This is a genomic window from Heyndrickxia sp. FW510-T9 (assembly GCF_058781025.1).
Map to the genome: position 1 here is coordinate 80,673 of NZ_JBYSWK010000014.1, position 17,437 is coordinate 98,109.

Sequence of the window (17,437 nt, forward strand, 5' to 3'; positions counted from 1 at the left end):
TTGAAAAATGGTTTACGTCTAGCTTCAGGTGAAATTTGTACTTCAATTTCAATAGCGCCTTTCGGCTAGCGGATGTACAAGTCGCTTACGCATTTGTTTTGACATGTTCTATTTTCTTCTCAATTTTCTTGCGATAACATTTCCAAGCGATTGAATAAGCTGAACCATGACAATCAGAGTGACAACAGTAATGATCATAACCTCTGTTTTAAATTGGTTATATCCATATGTAATCGCCAAATCACCGATTCCACCGCCACCTACTGCTCCGGCCATTGCGGAAGCACCGATCAATCCAATCGTCGCGATCGTTAAAGCCAAAACAAGTGAACTCCGAGCTTCCGGAAGCAGGAATCTCCAAATAATTTGCCAAGGAGTTGCCCCCATCGCTTGTGCTAACTCGATTGTTCCTTGATCGACCTCAAGCAGTGAGTTTTCTACTAATCTTCCAATATAAAATGCCGTATACAAAACTAACGGAACTATTGACGCCGTCGTACCTATTGAAGTTCCGACTACTAATCTTGTAAAAGGAATAATAGCCACCACTAGAATGATAAACGGAACTGAACGAAAAATATTAATAATAACGTTAAGAATATTGAATAATACTTTATTTGGAAGTATTCCTTTTTCCCTTGTAGTGACTAAAATAACGCCAATCGGTAAACCAATGATGATGGAAATGATCAACCCTACAATCACCATATAGAGAGTTTGATTTATTGCCGTTAAAAATTCCGGCCAAAACCAGCTCCAATCAAATGGCATCCCCTGTCACCTCCTTTATTAATGCATTATTCTCATTGATATATTGAACGGCACGATTCATTTCTGCTCGTTCACCCTTAAATTCAACAAGTAAATTCCCAATTGGGATCCCTTGAAGCTCTGTTACCATCCCATGAAGAACATTCAAATCAATTGAAAATTTCTTAGCTGTATTGGATAACAGCGGCGTATTGGTAGAAGCACCTTTAAAAATAATTCGATAAATACCTTGTTGATTAGATTTTCTGTTTTCTTTAATAAGCTTTTGTATCGATTTTGGTATCGTATCGTTCAATACCGTTCTTACAAAACTTCCCGCAATTTGCGTCTTTGGCTCGGTAAAAACATCTATAACTGGACCTTGTTCCACAATAATCCCATTTTCAATAACGGCCACCTTATCGCAAACATCGCGAATTACATTCATTTCGTGCGTTATCATTAAGATTGTAATACCTAACTCATCACGAACTTTTCGCAAAAGATCGAGAACAGCTACTGTTGTATTCGGATCAAGTGCAGATGTCGCTTCATCGCAAAGAAGAATATCAGGGTCTGTTGCTAATGCTCTAGCGATCCCAACCCTTTGCTTTTGACCACCAGACAATTGTTCCGGATACTGGTCCATCTTATCCTCCAATCCAACAAAGGATAATAATTTTGTTACTTTTTCTTTAATGATGTCCTTTGGAGTCCCCTCTAAAAGGAGCGGCATCGCAACATTCCCGAAAATGGTTTTGGAATGGAGTAGATTATATTGCTGAAAAATCATCCCGATTTTCTTTCTTTGTTTCCGTAAATCTTTTGAATTAAGAGATAGAATATCAACCCCGTTAATTAATACTCTTCCGGATGTTGGTCGTTCCAACAAATTTACACAACGGATTAGTGTACTTTTTCCTGCACCACTAAACCCAACTACTCCAAATATTTCTCCTTTATCAACTTGAAGATTAATTCCTTTTAATGCTTCCACTTTTTTCTCTTTGCCACTGCTATATAACTTATGGACATCTTCTAAAACAAGCATGTAGAAATCTCCTTTTTTCAAACTGTTTTATCATTTAACTTAGTAAATTCATATGATAACTCGGATATAACAATCTTTTCCGCCTAAATCAAGATTTTACGCTTAAACGAAAAACCCTTCCTCTTATCCACAGATCAGATAAGAAGAAGGGTTTATATGTATAAGCCTCTCTACTTCTTATCTTTCAAATCGACTTCTCGATTTGCAGGAATTAGCACGGTTTTTGCCAAAAAACAGCAAACCCGTTGCCGAGGTTTCATCGGGCCAGTCCCTCCACCTCTCTGGATAAGTAATAGCGTTTTATTAATTTTTTAACTTGCAAGACTAATAATATTGTCTTTTTTAACGTAAGTCAAGAATTTTTTTGATATTTTCTCAACAAATATCAACTGATATTTGGCAAAATGCAATAAGGAACATTTGTTCTGTATTTTTAAAAAATGGTTGTAAAATACGATTTTCTATTTGTCTTATATACTAAAGGAGGATGCCCATGAACAAAGACTTTTTACAAATATGCAAATTAAGTCCAACTGAAGAAAGAGTTTTAAAATCTTTTTTTCAAAAACATGAGCAGTCTTTAACAAATTCTGCTATTCAACAATTTTTATCAAAAAGTAATAATTTGTCACTGCTCATTAAAGTATTAACATGCCCTACTACTGAAAATGAAGGAAAGTTAGAATCCAAGTTTAGAGAGTTCTTAATTGAGCTACGATTAGTTAAATACATTTCACAAATAATACACTATCAAAATCTAAATCTTACTAAATCATTGCAAACTTATAAAAACAGATTTCCACTCTATTTGGATCAAGAAATCACAATTGGCGAAGAGATAAAAATAGTTGATACGATTCCCTCAGGTGAGGAATTCATAATAAAAGAATCAATCAATTTTGAAGAAGAAATTAACAATAATGAACTTTTTAAAACCATTCAATTATTATCAGTTCAACAAAGAGATATTTTAAGACTCTATTATCTTGAGGGTTACAATGACCGAGAAATTGGTGAGAGATATCATGTAACACAACAATCTATTGCAAAAGGTCGGAAAAAGAGTATTGAGAAAATTCGACAGTACCTTGAAAAGAGTGATTTCAAATGGAAAGTATAGAGTACTTAATCACCCAAGCCAAAAGTCATAATGAAGCAGCACTTATAACCATTATTGAATCGTTTCAACCAAAAATAAAGAAAGTAATTAATTGTAATTATCTTATTACAAATTTCGACGCAGATGATCTAAAACAAGAATTATCCATTAAAATAATTCAAGCAATATATAAATTCAGTTTCGAAAACATACCAGGATTTTGGGAATTTTTAAATCAAATAGAAAATGTGTAATAAGGAGGTAGTATAAATGGATAATCTATCACCAGCCATACAAATTATTGAAAATTATGGATTTCCTATTCTTGTTTCTATTTATCTTCTAGTTAGATTTGAGAGGAAGCTAGATTCTTTAGCGGAAAGCATAAATAAATTAATAGGAGTGATTGAAAAAGCAAATAGTAAATAAAACAATTTATTTTGAACGAATTTATAATATGAATATCTTTTTAGCCTAGTCGTATGTATCCAACTTTTATAATATTTTTTACCTTTATTGGAGATAGGAGGAAATATATAATGAAAATAGCGATGTATACATCAACCTCTTGTTGGCAATGCCTTGAACTTAAAAATATATTTTCAAAAAATAATATTACTTTTGAAGAGCGTGATATCCAAAAAAACAGCAAATTTTTGAATGAGTTTTTTGATGAGTTAAGTGGAACTGCTTATCCACTTACAGTATTTTATAATGATAATAACAATATTATTGATACGGTTACTGGGATTAACTTAAAAAAACTTTCGTCTATTTTAATTTATCGCCTTAAAAGCTAACTATCGTGTAATTTCTCGATAGTTAGCTTTTTGTGCTGACTTTAATTTTCAAGAAGTAAAAATCAATAGTAATAAAATCGTTTTCGATTTTCCAAGTATTCCTTACCTTGAATACTACATTTCAATTATTTAGAGTTAAATTTTTCGGCAAACCAATTACCTACTCCAAAAATAAGTCCAGTTGTAATGAAAGGAAAATAAATTAACACTGAAAATCTTGAAAATATATTATGATCAACCCAAATAATAATTACAATTATGCTTAGTATACAGGATACTATTATACAGCTCAAAGGATAGAGGAGTGCTTTTCCACTATCAAACCGTTTTTTAATAAATTGAATAGCAATGAAATATAGAGGCATTAAAATGAAAATCCAAAAAATTGCCCCGTACACTAAATTATGTGTGAAGTCAAGCAGACGCCATCCCCAGGTCATCCGCATATATGCATAATAACAAAAAATCCCTCCTACATAAGACAGAATAGGTACTAAAATAAATTCAGAAAAAATCTTCAAATATTATACTACCTCCTCGAATTATTTTTGTGGATATAACAAGGTTGCCCTTAGGTAATTATACAATAAAAATTTCTATAATATTATGACATTTTGTATTATGGTGAGTATTTTGAGTAACATTAAACTATATTTTATTATATTGGTTGTAAAAAAAGCTTCAAATACTTATTTATAGAGTGAAGAAGATATTATTAGAAATATTCATGTAGGAAGGACTTGAATGTTTCTGATAACCTTCCTATCTTCTAAATAAAATTAACTTTTGGAGGTAAATGAAATATGCCAAAAACGGTAGATGTTAAACTTGTTACTTTTATCCCTGAAAAATGGATTGACCTACATGGAAGAAGTGTGGGTGATTCAGATAAAGGTATTATTCAATATAACGGAAATAATCGCGGTTTTGGTCCTCAGTATACTAATTCCGAGGATTATAAATCCTATCAAATACTTTCAATTTATACCTCCGATTTATCGCAAAATTATTATTACGAAGATGTTGGCAGAACAATTAAACGCGAGTATTTTGGCCCGCCTTTTAATGCATTTTCATATGAATATGGTCAAGAATCAACTTCTTGTTTATCCCATAAAAAGGATGCTTCCGGTAGTGATTGGGTTCGATATATACTGAGAGGCTCATGTACAAATCCTCTTGAAGCATTAGCATGCGCCATTGATTGGGAAGTTAAAGTTACCATTCATAAAGATGGAACTGTTCATGCTTATGGTGAACACGACGGTTACCCTAACTTCGAAATATATAAATCATATGATGGAGGGTCTTGGACAAAATTATATAACAAATCTCATGGCGCTATCACTAATCTGTGTTTAGGAATGGATCAATCGTTTAATGTTACTGTATAAATCTACTTCAACAAAAACAAGAGTAACTGATGCTCTTGCTTTCTTTACCATTTAAGAATCCTCAAATTTAAACAAATTTTCTTTATAATAATAGAACCGATACCATCACCTAACGTAAAATCTACCTATTTTGAATCTCCTTAATTAAAAGATTTACATACAAAATAGGTGACTAATGATAATTTAAGCATATTTATAGATTTCTTCTATCTCCTCGCATATTCCTTCTGAAACCCATAGTTCAACATTGCTGTAGAATCTCTATATACCCCATCTTTACTGGAATGCAGAACAACAGAAATAAGATTTTTTCCACTTCTATTCGCTGAAGATACTAAACAATGTCCAGCCTGATCGGTAAAGCCTGTTTTAATCCCATCCGCCCCTTGAAAAAAGTTAGTGCTGCTTTTGTTCAAAAGTTCATTACGATTGTAAAAGGTGAAAGAGGAATCCTTATAAGTTTCCTCGCTCACAATTTCGCGAAATACAGGGTTTTGCCTAGCCTTTCGCGCAATAATAGCCAAATCCTTTGCAGTGGAATAGTGATTAGGATCATGAAGACCATGAGGATTTACAAAATGGGAATGGGTCGCACCTATTTCCTTAGCCTCTTTATTCATTAACTTTGCAAAATATTGAATTCCTTCCTGAGGGTTCATATTCTGTTTTCCACTATCCTTTTTGGCAATATAAACAGCAATTGTTCTTGCCGCATCATTCCCCGACGGAAGCAGCATCGCCCTAAGTAGGACTTTTAATGGAATAACATCTCCTTCTTTCAGACCAGCAGAGCTTTCATCACTCGTTTTCATGGTCACTTCATTCCCAACTCGTACTTGATCATTCAGATTACCTTTTTCAAGTGCAACCAACGCTGTTAACACTTTTGTAGTACTCGCCGGATAGAGACGTTCATTTTCATTTTTCGCAAATAAAATTGTTCCGCTATCTTCATCCATTAATACTCCTGCTTCCCCTTTAATGGCCAGACTTCCTGAATTTTGATGGATGAAATTGATATCTGACACCTTATTTTTTACAACATTTGAGTACTTATATAAAAATACAAAGCCTAACAAAGCCAACAGAATAACAATTTTTTTCAATATCCTTATTCACCCTCTATATCGTTTTTCATGATAACGAATACATTACAGGAAAGAATTAAAATCCAATGTAAGGATTTCTAAAGAAATTATTAAGAAAAGTGAAAGAGATTACCTACTGTTCGGCAATCTCTTTGATTGGTAGTGTAATCTTAAATTTTGTTTCACTCTTGTTGCTTGTTGCTTCAATTGTACCACCATGAAGTTCCACAATACTTTTTGTGATTGCCAAGCCAAGTCCCGATCCACCTGTATCAATTGAACGTGATTTTTCCACTCGGTAAAAACGTTCAAATATAAATGGTAAATCTTCTTCTGGAATAGGTTCACCATAATTAATCACTTCCACAATTACCATGTGATCCTCTTTCCTTATTGTTAAGTCGATACGTTTTCCTTCTTTTCCATACTTCAATCCATTTGAAATTAAATTTTCAAATACTCTTACCAATTTATCCCCATCTGCCACAATAAAAATACCCTCTATTTCATTTTTTAAATGTATTTTCATTTGCAGCTCTTCAAGCTGCGGCAAAAATTGCGCAGATAATTGTGATAAAAGCTGGACCAAATCAATTCTTGAGTAATCCAGCTGGATGGCTCCAAAGTTTACACGAGTATATTCAAATAAATCGCTCACCATCCGTTCTAAGCTTCTTGCCTTTTCAAATGCAACGGAAACATAGTAACGAAGTTCGACTTCATCATTATAGCGATCTTCTTCTATGAGTCGTAAATACCCCATAATAGAAGTTAATGGCGTCCGCAAATCATGGGAGACATTTGTAATTAATTCATTTTTTGCTTGTACAGCTCTCCGTTCTTCTTCAATGGATTGTTGCAATTGCGAAGATATGCTATTCAGGTTCTGAGCAATATCACCAAGCTCATTTTTTGAATACACCGGGACGTGAAATTGAAAATCTCCTTGTGAAATTTTCGCTGTCCCGTCCAAAACTTGATCAAAATTATTTGCCCATCGTCTGCTGAGAATAAAAATAAAGACAAAAAATAATATGAATCCAACAATGATAAGGATAGTATTAAGGCCAAGGAAGGTATTTAAATAATATAACTTTATTAATACAGAGTAAGATAGAAATTGCGTAGCTCTTAAGATGTATGCGAGAAATAAAAGACCAAACGTAATTGCTGCTGATAATAGCATGCTCGTTACAATCAGCATTAAAATTTTCAATTGAATCTTGGTGAGTATTCTATTCATCAATTTTATATCCTACTCCCCAAACCGTTTTAATCAATTTATACCCTAGTTCTCTCTCTAATTTTTCCCGTAGATTGCTTATATGCACCATGACGGTATTATTGGAAGCAAAATATTTCTCCTCCCAAACCCTTTCAAATATTTCTTCTGTACTAAACACTCTACTGCGATTGCTTGCAAGTAAGTAAAGAATCTCAAATTCTTTTGAAGTAAGTGTAATTGGGATTCCGTTTTGGAAAACTGTATGGGAGGCTCTATTAATCTCTATTGAATTGATGGTTAATAGATCATTTCCATCTTCTTGTTCTAATTGCTTGAATTGATAAGAACGACGCAACAATGATTTTACCCTTGCCATTAATTCCAATGGGTTAAACGGTTTTATCATATAGTCATCTGCACCGGTCATTAATCCAAGCACCTTGTCCATATCTTCCGCTTTCGCACTTAACATTAAAATGGGAACTGTATTCTTTTCACGTAGCCTGCGGCAAACTTCCATCCCATCCATTTTTGGCATCATGACATCTAAAATGATAAGATCTACTTTCTTTTTTTCAAATATGTCTAATGCTTCCTGACCATCAAATGCCTTTAAGACGGTAAAACCATCGTTTTGCAAATAAATAGATACAAGGTTCACAATTTCTTTTTCATCATCTACAACTAAAATGTTTTTCATTTTTATCACCCAAATCCAATTTAAACTCTTATATTTAGACTACCATTACATACCAAATATCTCTATGAACTTTTTTAAAAAATTGCGAATCAAATCATATTAACTAACAGCCGAAACAGGTCCAGATTGTTGATGGTGAGTTAAAAATAAAATAATATTTTGTGCCGGACTTTCCCAGCAAATTCGTCTTTATTATGTTACATTTAAAAGAACATTTTAGTTATTTTGCAAGGGATGGGAAATGAATTGGATTTACGATGGACGATATTTTCGAATTATCGACTTTGGTGAAACTCGTCTTGGTCATCCATATTTTGACTTAGCTGCCACTTTAACCTCCTTTTCTGATTTTCCAACAAAAGAAGAGGTAGATTCATTTCTACATGAATACGAATTTTATCACGATACCGTGCAAAGGGATTTATTGAAACTATTCATTGATCTATGGCTGATAAGGGGGATTTTAACTGTTAATACTCAAGATAAACATAACCAAATAATCAGCTTTTGGATGAAGCAACAACAGCATTTTACTTTACTATTATCCTAGGTGTTTACCTACTGTATACTAATAAGGGCATTTGCTTTGCGGACATCAGATCCGTTATCTGTGACAAAATGGGGTAATTTCTTATGTTTGCGGACTCAGGTTCCCTTATTTGCTGATAACGCAGTGATTTCCTCGTGTTTTTTCGTGAATAACGGAACTAGTGTCCACTTAGTCCTTAAAATAATGTCATTTTTTCAAAATAGCGTATTCTCTGTCCTTTCCCCAAAAGCAATGGTCAGTCATCTGCATTATTTGCCGATTACCTGTTTCTACTCCACCACTAACAGGTTGTCAGCCACCCTTTATCTTTCATTCTTTTTAATAATAGAATTTGTAACCTTGGTTCTTTGACAAAAAGAATGGTTTGAACATTTTCTCGATTCCTCATTTAATCAGCCCAATCTTTATACAAAATGTCCCTCACCTTTTTCGCTACCATCTCAAGATCATCCGACACTTGCGGAATAGTATAACCCACATACAATGGAGATACTGTATATCGTGGAACAATTTTACAAGTGATGACATTTTCAAAATGATAGAAAAACAAGTTATAGCTTTCACTTAGATACGGTGCATATTTCAAATAATATTGGACGGCTATTTGGATAAAATCGGACATTCTATCTAGAGCTTTTCTATCGTACAAATTAATATTCATTTCACGGAATCCCATTATTGGGCGAGTAGAGATGTTAAAATCAATGGTGTGATCTCTAAATATTGTAACTCCCTTAAAATTCTCCGCTTTAATATTTTTCTTATAATCTACATCTTTCAGCCCCACAATTTGCATATGCGGATGCCGAATCGTCCCACCAGATAATGGTCCATGATTTTTGTAAAAAAGAACGGATGTAAATTCACCGCTATTCTCAATCTCTAACCAATGACGCACTGCAAACCTTATCACTTTATGTAAATGCTCTCTTGAGTACTCGGACAACTCCCCATGACATTCATCTGTTTCAATTAAAACCGTTTGCAGTGTATTTTGTAAGGTAGGGTATTTATTTTTCAACAAGATAATTGAATTTTCTTGGTCGATAATATTCTCCAGTTCTTCCACATTACAAAACGGACAAGAAGTAGTTTTATTTGTAACTGTCACAGGCTTTTGTTTCCCAATTTGCGATGTAAAATACAACTGTGATTCTTTCTCCATCATTTCACCTCATTTTTTCATGGCTATATATTGTTCTATAGATATTCGATTTTTTCCTGCATTTTATTATTACTTTCCTTTTTCTTTACACTATTTTAATTAATCTTTAATACATGCTCAACTCTCTGGCTTTATACTCAAATTAAGAAATTCATTTTTGGAGGAATGAAGAATGACAGCTCAATATTTAGTTGAGGAAATAATGAATGGAGCACATGTTGAGGTACTTTTAGCTAAACATGTTGGTCTATCATTAACAAAATATGATGTACAAATGGTAAAAAAGGCACTTAAAGCTAGAGATGAAGAACAAATCGATCATGCTATCGAATCTATTATACAAAAGCGTTCAAAACGAATGATAGCAACGAATTCATACTAATTCTCTCTTTCCCTGAGCAAATGAAATGGAGGGGTTAAGATGAAAAAAGTTTTGCTTTGTATGGTCATCATTTTACTATACGTATGCTTTAGCCCAACTTATACACCTCAGCTTTCAAGCACACAAAAACCACTGCATCTAAAAAAAACCTCAGAATTGGACCATCAACCTATTGCAAACAATCCATTTCCTACTACTCGAGACAACAATCTTATAAAAAAGATAAATGTGCAGCAAGTATTTGAGGCTGGCCCCATCAATTTAACCATTCATACTATCCAAATCAATCATATTACTTCAATTGATCCTTATAAATCCTCTTATTATTCCATCACCATTGATTATGAAATGCTAAATTCAGCGGAGGAAGATTTTATATTTACACCTATCGAGTCCATTGAAATGAAAAATGGAAATAACTTGAAAATCACTCACCAAACTACCCCCAGTGAAATAATGGGATGGGAAACGAAATCAGGAAGGGTTCAGTTTATCTCGAAGGCAGAAAAAAAGATGAATTTACAGGATATGACCCTTTACACTAGTGATATTAGGAATGTAAACAATAGAACATTAGTCACCGGCATTAAAATAAATATAAAATAGAAAGAGACTGATTTTAGAAAATCAATCTCTTTCTATTCTTATTCATACAAATGACACGCCACGAAATGACCTTTTTCCACTTCTTTCATTTCCGGATCCACTTCGGCACATTTTGCAGTTGCAAATGGACAACGGGAACGGAATCTGCAGCCTTTCCCAATTTCTAATGGACTTGGCAATTCTCCTTTAATAGACTCAACACTAGCACTTTGCGCCTTAATTGGGTCTGGAATAGGAATAGCTGATAGTAATGCTTTTGTGTATGGATGTAGCGGATTCTGATATAAATCATTGCTATTAGAAATTTCTACAATTCTACCTAAATACATGACGCCAATTCGATCAGAAATATGTCGAACCATTGATAGATCATGAGCAACAAACAGGTAAGTTAAACCCAATTCTTCTTGCAGATCTTCAAGCATATTGATTACCTGCGCCTGAATCGAAACGTCTAAGGCTGAAATGGCTTCATCACATAAGATAAACTCAGGATTAATGGATAATGCTCTCGCGATGCCGATGCGTTGGCGTTGTCCACCACTAAACTCATAAGGAAACTTCTCCATATCGCTCTTTTTCAAACCGACTTTTTCAAGCAATTCCCCAATTTTTTCCTTTCTCTCTTGTTTTGAGAGGTTTGTATGAATTGCTAAAGGTTCATCAATGATTTCTGCCACATTCATATAAGGATTAAGCGATGAATATGGGTCTTGAAAAATAACCTGCATTTTTTTACGATATGGCTGAAGTTCCTTTGACTTCAGTTTTGCAATATCAGTTCCCTCAATAAGGATTTCTCCTTCGGTAGCTTCATATAATCGATTAATAGTGCGTCCAAGAGTGGATTTTCCACAACCCGATTCACCAACAAGCCCGAAGGTTTCCCCTCTATTGATATGAAATGTAACATCATCGACTGCTTTAACAAATTGATTATCTTTACCAAAAAAGGATGATTTAACCGGAAAGTATTTTTTCAAGTTCTTCACTTCAATAAGCTTTTCTGGTTTATCATTCATGACTTTCCCCTCTTTCCCCAGCTAAAAAGCACATGCTTCTCTGTGTATCAGAAAAATTCTTATAGGCAGGCATTTCCGAAAAGCATTTCTCCATCGCTACTTCACATCTTTCCGCAAATGGACACCCCTTCGGAAGATTGTCCAAGGCTGGTGCAGAGCCTTTAATTGGCTTCAACCTACTTTTTTCACCTTCATCCATCTTCGGAATCGAATTCAATAATGCTTTCGTATATGGATGCTTAGGCGAATAGAATATTTCTGTTGTCAGACCTTCCTCCATTACCATACCAGCATACATAACCACAATTCTGCTGCAAAGGCTGGCTACTACACCTAGGTCATGGGTAATAAGAACAACAGACATTTGATTTTCACTTTGCAGTTTTTTTAGTAGACTCAAAATTTGAGCTTGGATCGTAACATCCAATGCCGTCGTTGGCTCATCTGCAATTAATAGCTTTGGCTGACAAGATAATGCCATCGCAATTAGAACACGCTGTCTCATACCGCCGCTAAATTCATGAGGATATTGATTCACTCGTTCCTCAGGTGATGGAATGCCGACCATTCTTAGCATTTCAATTGCTTCTTTTTTTGCTTCTGCTTTTTTCATCCCTCTAACTCGAATCAATAATTCGGTGAGATGCTCTCCTACTTTTTTCAGCGGATTTAAGGCTGTCATGGGGTCTTGGAAAATCATCGCAATTTCTTTTCCCCTGATTTCTCTTTGTTCCTTTTTTGAGAGATTCTCAATATGACGTCCATTTAATATCATTTCTCCGCTTTCTACTTTGGCCGTTTTCGGAACGATTCCCAAAATAGATTTCATAAGGATACTCTTCCCACTCCCAGATTCGCCAACGATTCCTAGAATCTCCCCTTCTTGTACAGATAAGTTAATCCCGCGAATAGCTTCAAGCTTTGTTTTCCCATCTTGGAAAGTAGTTTTTAAATCCTCCACTTTTAATAATGGATCTTTCATTGTTCTCACCCCCTATTTACCTGTCTTCGGTTCTATAACTACTCTAAGAACATCGCCTAATTTATTAAATGAATATACCGTTAGAACTATTAATGCGCCTGGTAAAATAGCCATATAAGGAGCACTTCCTAGATTCCCCTGTGCTGTTTGCAGCATACTTCCCCATGAAGAAAGCGGCTGTTGAACACCTAACCCAAGAAAACTAAGAGCAGACTCCATTAAAATTGCATTTGCGATACTAACTGTCGATGCAACGATAAAAGTTGGTAACACTCCAGGAATAATATGCTTGAAAATTATTTTCCAAACGGATTGTCCCGATGCTTTTGCATATAAGACATATTCTCTTTCCTTTATAGATAAGGTTTCTGCGCGAACCAGTCTTGCTGTCCCCATCCAAGTAAATAAGCCAATAACAAGAATAATAGCTTTTAAGCCTGGTGTCAGATAAATACTAATGACAGTTACTAGAATCATCCACGGAATAGAGGAAATCACATCGACAAATCGCATGAGAATGTTATCAATTTTCCCTCCAAAATACCCACTAACTGTTCCTACAAATACACCGATACTCGTGGAAATCACCATGGCTAATATCCCCACTGTCAGTGAAATACGACCACCATATAAAGCTCTCGTTAAATAATCGCGGCCTAACTCATCTGTTCCAAACAGATGACTACTACTCGGCCTTTGTAGAACCTTTCCGACATCGACTGCATTCGGAGAATAAGGCGATAGAAAGGCAAAGATAGAAACTAATAGGATAAAAGAAAGGAATATAAAAGCAACTAAGGCCGTTTTGTTTGATGTTAATTCTTTTTTAAGCTTTTCTATTCTTCTATTTTTTTGCTTAGCCATTCTCGTCACCTCATTCCCTTAATTCTAGGATCTATAATGCAATATAAAATATCTGATAATAAGTTTCCTAGAATTACTAAACTAGCAGAAAATAACATGATAGCCATTACGACTGGATAATCAAAGCCTTGGATGGCTTTAACAAAATAAGGACCAATCCCTGGCCATCCAAATACTGTCTCCGTTACAAAGGCACCTGTTACAAGCATAGGCAAGGACATTCCCACAATTGTTACAAGCGGCAATAAAGCATTGCGAAGAACATGCTTAAATAAGATTGCCCCGCTTGAAGCACCGTACGCTTCCTGAACCATTACATAATCTTCGGTTAATTGCCCAATCGTAGACGATCTCACATAACGGATTAATTCAGGTAAAAAGGCAATCATCAAGACCAGGCACGGTAAAACGAAGTGACGGAAAAAGTCAACTGTAGAGTCTTCTAGACCAATCGTGTGCATTCCTAATATCGGAAACAATCCAAGCTTATATCCAAAGATAAAAATAAAGATCATTGCTAACCAAAAGCTTGGGATGGCAATCCCTATAGAACTGAATCCATCGATGATTTTATCTAATAATTTCCCTTTTTTCGCACCTGCAATCAGACCAAGAACGATTGCTACTATTAAAGCTAATAGATAGGCCGGTAAAACGAGAATAATCGTATTTGGAATTCTTGAGAGTAAATCTTGTGAAATACTTTGATGGGTAACAAGTGAATACCCTAAATCACCATGTAAAACTCCTTTTATCCAATAATAATATTGAACATAAGCAGGTTTATCTAGCCCGTATTTTGCTTTAATAAGCTCGATTGTCTTTTGCGACATATTCGGTGTTGTCATAGAATCAATCGCATCGTACGGAGCCATTTGTATGAGAGCAAAACAAATAATGGAGATGATAATTAACATTGGGATTGCCTGTGCAATCCTTTTTATAATATATTTGGCCAATCGCTTTCACTCCTATTTAAGAAATGCTTTAGCGCCTTGTTCTTCGAGATACGGAATATAGAAATTGACATGTCATTTAACATCGCAATGATCATGAACGATATAAAGGGAACCATATGGATCCCCTAAACCTGCTATTCGAAAGACGCCGCAGCTAGACATAGACTTGATAAGAAATAAATTATCTATTCTTAATTTAAATAAAGATAAACAGCACTTGCCGTTTATCTTTATTTACATTCATTATTTAAAAGAAAGCTTCGACATATCCTCAAATGTATACACCGGAACTAATCCTGCTTGGTCAATACCAGTAACATTTGAATCAATGGCTAAAATTCGTTTGTTTTCCGTAATTGGATAGAATGCAGCATCATCGATGATTAGTTTTTGAATTTCTTCATATATAGCTTTACGCTTCGCATCATCAGTCTCTACTCTACCTTGGTTAAATAGATCATCAACCTTTTTATTACTATAATGCATATAGTTGCTTGGACTACCTGTTACAAATAAAGAATTGAATGTATCTGGATCAATTCCCATGATAAATCCGTTTAAATACATGTCAAAATCTGTTTGTACTTTCTGTAGCTTTTGGCTTAATGCATTTGCATCCATTCCAACTAGTTTCAGATCGATTCCTACTGCTTTAAGATCTTGCTGCATAACTGCTGCTTGCTTTTGTTGGATTGGGTCACTACCAATGTAAGCTAATTTAAGAGTCAATCCTTTTACTCCAGCTTTAGCAAGTAGCTCTTTTGACTTACTTACATTGAAATCATGTTTATCAACATTTTCTGTATAATAAGTCGCTTTCCTAGGTAAGAAAGTATAGGCTGGTTCTGCATAATCACTAGATAGATAGCTTGCTTTAATAATTTCATTGCGATTCAATGCATAAGCAACCGCTTGTCGAACTTCTTTCGATTGTACTGCTTTCGAGCTTAAATTAAATGCCATATAGCCAATGCGGCCTTCAGCATATGGTTTTAGGGTAACCTTAGAATCGTTTTTAAATTTTGCAACGTCTGAAGGTTGGATAATTAAAGAGTTAATCTCTCCACTTTGTAGAGAAATGTTAGCGGTATTTGCATCTTCAATAATTCGAAATACAACTTTATCAATTTTTGGAGCACCTAAGAAATAATCTTTATTTTTCTCAAATGTAACACTTTCACCAGCTTTATATTGTACAAGCTTATAAGGGCCTGTTCCTACTGGAGTTGCATTTTTAGGACTATTGGCAATATCCTTTTCCCCATCATAAATATGCTTTGGCATGATAAAGATATTTCCAAGTGATTCCATTGCTCCCATACTTACTTCTGGAAGCTCAAACTTCACTGTATAATCGTCTACCTTGACTACTTTAACCGGTTTGTTGTTAAAGATAAGCATGCTTCTTGCCCAACCACCGTTTGATTCTTTTAACATTTGATCATAGGTAAATACAACGTCATCTGCTGTAAATGGCTTACCATCTGACCATTTAACATCTTTTCTTAATTTTGCTGTGTACGTTTTGAAATCTTTTGATGGTGTCATACTTGTTGCTAAAAAGTACTTCACATCATCTTTTCCGTTATACATATAAAGTGGTGAATAAATCGCTTTAATTTCCATTAGTCCAAAACGGTCACCTGTTGTAATCACGTTTACAGAGTTACCTGGATCACCACTAATTCCGTAGATAAATGTATTTGAATTGTTTGTTGAAGCTGTATTTTCACCATTGGATGTGCTGCTAGAATTAGATGAACATCCTGATAAAACTAAGACAAAGCTTAATATTACAGCTGCAAATAAACCTATTTGCTTTTTCATTACAATTGTCCCCCTAAATGTTATATCTCTTGCTGTAAAAACATGTATTCAAAACGGTATCACTGCTCATGATTATGTACAGTTTTTAATTCCGATTATTCTTATATGTTTTACCGAATAATAATATACGATATTATGATATAGAATTCAATCACTAAATCTCATATTACGGAAGTCGGATTAATCAAATAGTTCTGATATAATGAGAACAACTTTTTATAGGGGGAATACTTTGTGCCAAACATACGATTATCAATGCCTATTGGTCTCCAATTAGAGATTGCTAGATCATCAGGTCTTACGAATGAAGAACTATTAGGGATTTTTAAAACAAAGAATCTTCAAGCGCTAAAGCATCTAGGCGAGGAAGATTCTGATTGGGAAATGCTATTTCAATTTGCAGAGGATAACTGGGAAGACTTTAAGGAAGCTATACTGAATGGTTATACATTCAAATTTGTTACTAGAAATGGGTTAAAACACTTCATGATTTACAGATATGGTCTTGAAGAAGGTAAGGACTTCGAATTAGGTGAGAACTATTTTGATCATGTAAAGCTTAAATCTGCTCAGGTTACTGAACTTGAAGGGATGATCACACAAAACTGGAAGATCAAGCAAGTGGATGTAGATTCCAGCAGTGATCTATATATGATTAAAATTGAATTAGCTGCTTCGTAAATAAAAAAGGCTGTTTTCGCAAAGATTGTTGTTTTTCGAAAAGATTTAATTCTAATCTTTTTAGCTTAATGGCTCTAGCTTTAACAAGATTGTCTTTACATTCGTCTCAGTTAACAGAAAGTGCCATTAATTTGGAAGGGACCCAAGGGTAGTGACAGTGACTTTGTATTTCGACTGACGTCATGCACGTTCGAAACCTGAATGTGACCGTTACTCCGCTTTTCGTCTGACTTCGGGCACGTTCGAAACCTCAAAACTGGTTTGATCTTTGAACTCTTCAAAGTTGTCAAAA

General features: G+C 34.6%; 21 protein-coding genes and 1 riboswitch. Of the genes, 9 read left to right on the top strand and 12 right to left on the bottom strand.

Annotated features, from left to right (window positions below; all coding sequences use genetic code 11):
- Positions 1-108: 108 nt before the first annotated feature.
- Positions 109-771: a methionine ABC transporter permease gene (locus AC3WJF_RS09785; RefSeq protein WP_492451610.1), complete on the bottom strand. Its 663-nt coding sequence runs from the start codon at positions 769-771 to the stop codon at positions 109-111.
- Positions 761-1,801: a methionine ABC transporter ATP-binding protein gene (locus AC3WJF_RS09790; RefSeq protein WP_492451612.1), complete on the bottom strand. Its 1,041-nt coding sequence runs from the start codon at positions 1,799-1,801 to the stop codon at positions 761-763. The genes AC3WJF_RS09785 and AC3WJF_RS09790 overlap by 11 nt, the downstream gene beginning before the upstream one ends.
- 174 nt (positions 1,802-1,975) lie before the next feature.
- Positions 1,976-2,093: riboswitch (SAM riboswitch) on the bottom strand.
- Positions 2,094-2,294: 201 nt separating this feature from the next.
- Between AC3WJF_RS09790 and AC3WJF_RS09795 the strand changes: the two genes are divergently transcribed.
- The 4 genes from AC3WJF_RS09795 (at position 2,295) to AC3WJF_RS09810 (ending at position 3,700) form a co-directional block, all read left to right on the top strand.
- Positions 2,295-2,921 (top strand): sigma-70 family RNA polymerase sigma factor, encoded by a 627-nt coding sequence (locus tag AC3WJF_RS09795; protein WP_492451613.1) that lies wholly within the window; start codon positions 2,295-2,297, stop codon positions 2,919-2,921.
- Positions 2,909-3,154, top strand: coding sequence for a helix-turn-helix domain-containing protein (locus AC3WJF_RS09800; RefSeq protein WP_492451615.1), 246 nt, complete (start codon positions 2,909-2,911; stop codon positions 3,152-3,154). The genes AC3WJF_RS09795 and AC3WJF_RS09800 overlap by 13 nt, the downstream gene beginning before the upstream one ends.
- Positions 3,155-3,170: 16 nt before the next feature.
- The gene (locus AC3WJF_RS09805) at positions 3,171-3,329 is read left to right on the top strand and encodes a YvrJ family protein (protein ID WP_492451617.1); all 159 of its coding nucleotides are present in this window, start codon (positions 3,171-3,173) and stop codon (positions 3,327-3,329) included.
- A 110-nt stretch (positions 3,330-3,439) separates the two neighbouring features.
- Positions 3,440-3,700 carry a glutaredoxin family protein gene (locus AC3WJF_RS09810; protein WP_492451619.1) on the top strand — a complete coding sequence of 87 codons (261 nt, stop codon included), beginning with the start codon at positions 3,440-3,442 and terminating at the stop codon, positions 3,698-3,700.
- Between the two features lie 125 nt (positions 3,701-3,825).
- Here the strand turns inward: AC3WJF_RS09810 and AC3WJF_RS09815 are convergent, their stop codons facing one another.
- Entirely contained in the window at positions 3,826-4,221 is a 396-nt protein-coding gene (locus tag AC3WJF_RS09815) for a hypothetical protein (RefSeq protein ID WP_492451621.1), read from the bottom strand.
- 282 nt (positions 4,222-4,503) lie between these two features.
- Between AC3WJF_RS09815 and AC3WJF_RS09820 the strand changes: the two genes are divergently transcribed.
- Positions 4,504-5,094: a DUF3238 domain-containing protein gene (locus AC3WJF_RS09820; RefSeq protein WP_492451623.1), complete on the top strand. Its 591-nt coding sequence runs from the start codon at positions 4,504-4,506 to the stop codon at positions 5,092-5,094.
- Positions 5,095-5,300: 206 nt separating this feature from the next.
- Here AC3WJF_RS09820 and AC3WJF_RS09825 read toward each other — a convergent pair whose 3' ends face one another.
- From AC3WJF_RS09825 to AC3WJF_RS09835, 3 genes are all read right to left on the bottom strand, one after another.
- Complete coding sequence (locus AC3WJF_RS09825; protein WP_492451624.1) at positions 5,301-6,200, bottom strand: D-alanyl-D-alanine carboxypeptidase family protein; 900 nt, start codon at positions 6,198-6,200, stop codon at positions 5,301-5,303.
- A 115-nt stretch (positions 6,201-6,315) separates the two neighbouring features.
- Entirely contained in the window at positions 6,316-7,425 is a 1,110-nt protein-coding gene (locus tag AC3WJF_RS09830) for a sensor histidine kinase (protein ID WP_492451626.1), read from the bottom strand.
- Positions 7,418-8,107, bottom strand: coding sequence for a response regulator transcription factor (locus AC3WJF_RS09835; RefSeq protein ID WP_492451628.1), 690 nt, complete (start codon positions 8,105-8,107; stop codon positions 7,418-7,420). Before AC3WJF_RS09835 ends, AC3WJF_RS09830 begins: the two co-directional genes overlap by 8 nt.
- Positions 8,108-8,348: 241 nt before the next feature.
- On the opposite strand from AC3WJF_RS09835, the gene AC3WJF_RS09840 reads away from it, so the two are divergent.
- A complete protein-coding gene (locus AC3WJF_RS09840) occupies positions 8,349-8,657 on the top strand; it encodes a phosphotransferase (protein ID WP_492451630.1) in 309 nt (102 codons plus the stop codon).
- Between the two features lie 388 nt (positions 8,658-9,045).
- Here AC3WJF_RS09840 and AC3WJF_RS09845 read toward each other — a convergent pair whose 3' ends face one another.
- A complete protein-coding gene (locus AC3WJF_RS09845; RefSeq protein WP_492451632.1) occupies positions 9,046-9,825 on the bottom strand; it encodes a DUF4931 domain-containing protein in 780 nt (259 codons plus the stop codon).
- 169 nt (positions 9,826-9,994) lie between these two features.
- Between AC3WJF_RS09845 and AC3WJF_RS09850 the strand changes: the two genes are divergently transcribed.
- Together AC3WJF_RS09850 and AC3WJF_RS09855 are read left to right on the top strand one after the other, a co-directional pair.
- Positions 9,995-10,204 (top strand): hypothetical protein, encoded by a 210-nt coding sequence (locus AC3WJF_RS09850; protein ID WP_492451634.1) that lies wholly within the window; start codon positions 9,995-9,997, stop codon positions 10,202-10,204.
- Between the two features lie 39 nt (positions 10,205-10,243).
- The gene (locus AC3WJF_RS09855) at positions 10,244-10,810 is read left to right on the top strand and encodes a hypothetical protein (RefSeq protein ID WP_492451635.1); all 567 of its coding nucleotides are present in this window, start codon (positions 10,244-10,246) and stop codon (positions 10,808-10,810) included.
- Between the two features lie 38 nt (positions 10,811-10,848).
- Here AC3WJF_RS09855 and AC3WJF_RS09860 read toward each other — a convergent pair whose 3' ends face one another.
- From AC3WJF_RS09860 to AC3WJF_RS09880, 5 genes are all read right to left on the bottom strand, one after another.
- On the bottom strand, positions 10,849-11,832 hold the full coding sequence (locus tag AC3WJF_RS09860) for an ABC transporter ATP-binding protein (RefSeq protein WP_492451637.1): 984 nt from the start codon (positions 11,830-11,832) through the stop codon (positions 10,849-10,851).
- The gene (locus AC3WJF_RS09865) at positions 11,825-12,814 is read right to left on the bottom strand and encodes an ABC transporter ATP-binding protein (RefSeq protein WP_492451639.1); all 990 of its coding nucleotides are present in this window, start codon (positions 12,812-12,814) and stop codon (positions 11,825-11,827) included. The genes AC3WJF_RS09860 and AC3WJF_RS09865 overlap by 8 nt, the downstream gene beginning before the upstream one ends.
- 12 nt (positions 12,815-12,826) lie before the next feature.
- On the bottom strand, positions 12,827-13,678 hold the full coding sequence (locus AC3WJF_RS09870) for an ABC transporter permease (RefSeq protein ID WP_492451640.1): 852 nt from the start codon (positions 13,676-13,678) through the stop codon (positions 12,827-12,829).
- A gap of 5 nt (positions 13,679-13,683) precedes the next feature.
- Positions 13,684-14,637 carry an ABC transporter permease gene (locus AC3WJF_RS09875; RefSeq protein WP_492451641.1) on the bottom strand — a complete coding sequence of 318 codons (954 nt, stop codon included), beginning with the start codon at positions 14,635-14,637 and terminating at the stop codon, positions 13,684-13,686.
- A 243-nt stretch (positions 14,638-14,880) separates the two neighbouring features.
- Positions 14,881-16,464, bottom strand: a complete 1,584-nt coding sequence (locus AC3WJF_RS09880) for an ABC transporter substrate-binding protein (protein WP_492451642.1) — start codon at positions 16,462-16,464, stop codon at positions 14,881-14,883.
- A gap of 234 nt (positions 16,465-16,698) precedes the next feature.
- Between AC3WJF_RS09880 and AC3WJF_RS09885 the strand changes: the two genes are divergently transcribed.
- A complete protein-coding gene (locus tag AC3WJF_RS09885) occupies positions 16,699-17,145 on the top strand; it encodes a hypothetical protein (protein WP_492451644.1) in 447 nt (148 codons plus the stop codon).
- Positions 17,146-17,437: the final 292 nt, after the last annotated feature.

Excerpts from the sequence above, each read along its gene's own strand:
- AC3WJF_RS09860 (WP_492451637.1), bottom strand. The coding sequence starts at position 11,832 with ATGAATGATAAACCAGAAAAGCTTATTGAAGTGAAGAACTTGAAAAAA.
- AC3WJF_RS09865 (WP_492451639.1), bottom strand. The coding sequence starts at position 12,814 with ATGAAAGATCCATTATTAAAAGTGGAGGATTTAAAAACTACTTTCCAA.
- AC3WJF_RS09855 (WP_492451635.1), top strand. The coding sequence starts at position 10,244 with ATGAAAAAAGTTTTGCTTTGTATGGTCATCATTTTACTATACGTATGC.
- AC3WJF_RS09870 (WP_492451640.1), bottom strand. The coding sequence starts at position 13,678 with ATGGCTAAGCAAAAAAATAGAAGAATAGAAAAGCTTAAAAAAGAATTA.
- AC3WJF_RS09805 (WP_492451617.1), top strand. The coding sequence starts at position 3,171 with ATGGATAATCTATCACCAGCCATACAAATTATTGAAAATTATGGATTT.
- AC3WJF_RS09820 (WP_492451623.1), top strand. The coding sequence starts at position 4,504 with ATGCCAAAAACGGTAGATGTTAAACTTGTTACTTTTATCCCTGAAAAA.
- AC3WJF_RS09835 (WP_492451628.1), bottom strand. The coding sequence starts at position 8,107 with ATGAAAAACATTTTAGTTGTAGATGATGAAAAAGAAATTGTGAACCTT.
- AC3WJF_RS09880 (WP_492451642.1), bottom strand. The coding sequence starts at position 16,464 with ATGAAAAAGCAAATAGGTTTATTTGCAGCTGTAATATTAAGCTTTGTC.
- AC3WJF_RS09790 (WP_492451612.1), bottom strand. The coding sequence starts at position 1,801 with ATGCTTGTTTTAGAAGATGTCCATAAGTTATATAGCAGTGGCAAAGAG.
- AC3WJF_RS09785 (WP_492451610.1), bottom strand. The coding sequence starts at position 771 with ATGCCATTTGATTGGAGCTGGTTTTGGCCGGAATTTTTAACGGCAATA.
- AC3WJF_RS09810 (WP_492451619.1), top strand. The coding sequence starts at position 3,440 with ATGAAAATAGCGATGTATACATCAACCTCTTGTTGGCAATGCCTTGAA.
- AC3WJF_RS09795 (WP_492451613.1), top strand. The coding sequence starts at position 2,295 with ATGAACAAAGACTTTTTACAAATATGCAAATTAAGTCCAACTGAAGAA.
- AC3WJF_RS09840 (WP_492451630.1), top strand. The coding sequence starts at position 8,349 with ATGAATTGGATTTACGATGGACGATATTTTCGAATTATCGACTTTGGT.
- AC3WJF_RS09845 (WP_492451632.1), bottom strand. The coding sequence starts at position 9,825 with ATGATGGAGAAAGAATCACAGTTGTATTTTACATCGCAAATTGGGAAA.
- AC3WJF_RS09800 (WP_492451615.1), top strand. The coding sequence starts at position 2,909 with ATGGAAAGTATAGAGTACTTAATCACCCAAGCCAAAAGTCATAATGAA.
- AC3WJF_RS09830 (WP_492451626.1), bottom strand. The coding sequence starts at position 7,425 with ATGAATAGAATACTCACCAAGATTCAATTGAAAATTTTAATGCTGATT.
- AC3WJF_RS09850 (WP_492451634.1), top strand. The coding sequence starts at position 9,995 with ATGACAGCTCAATATTTAGTTGAGGAAATAATGAATGGAGCACATGTT.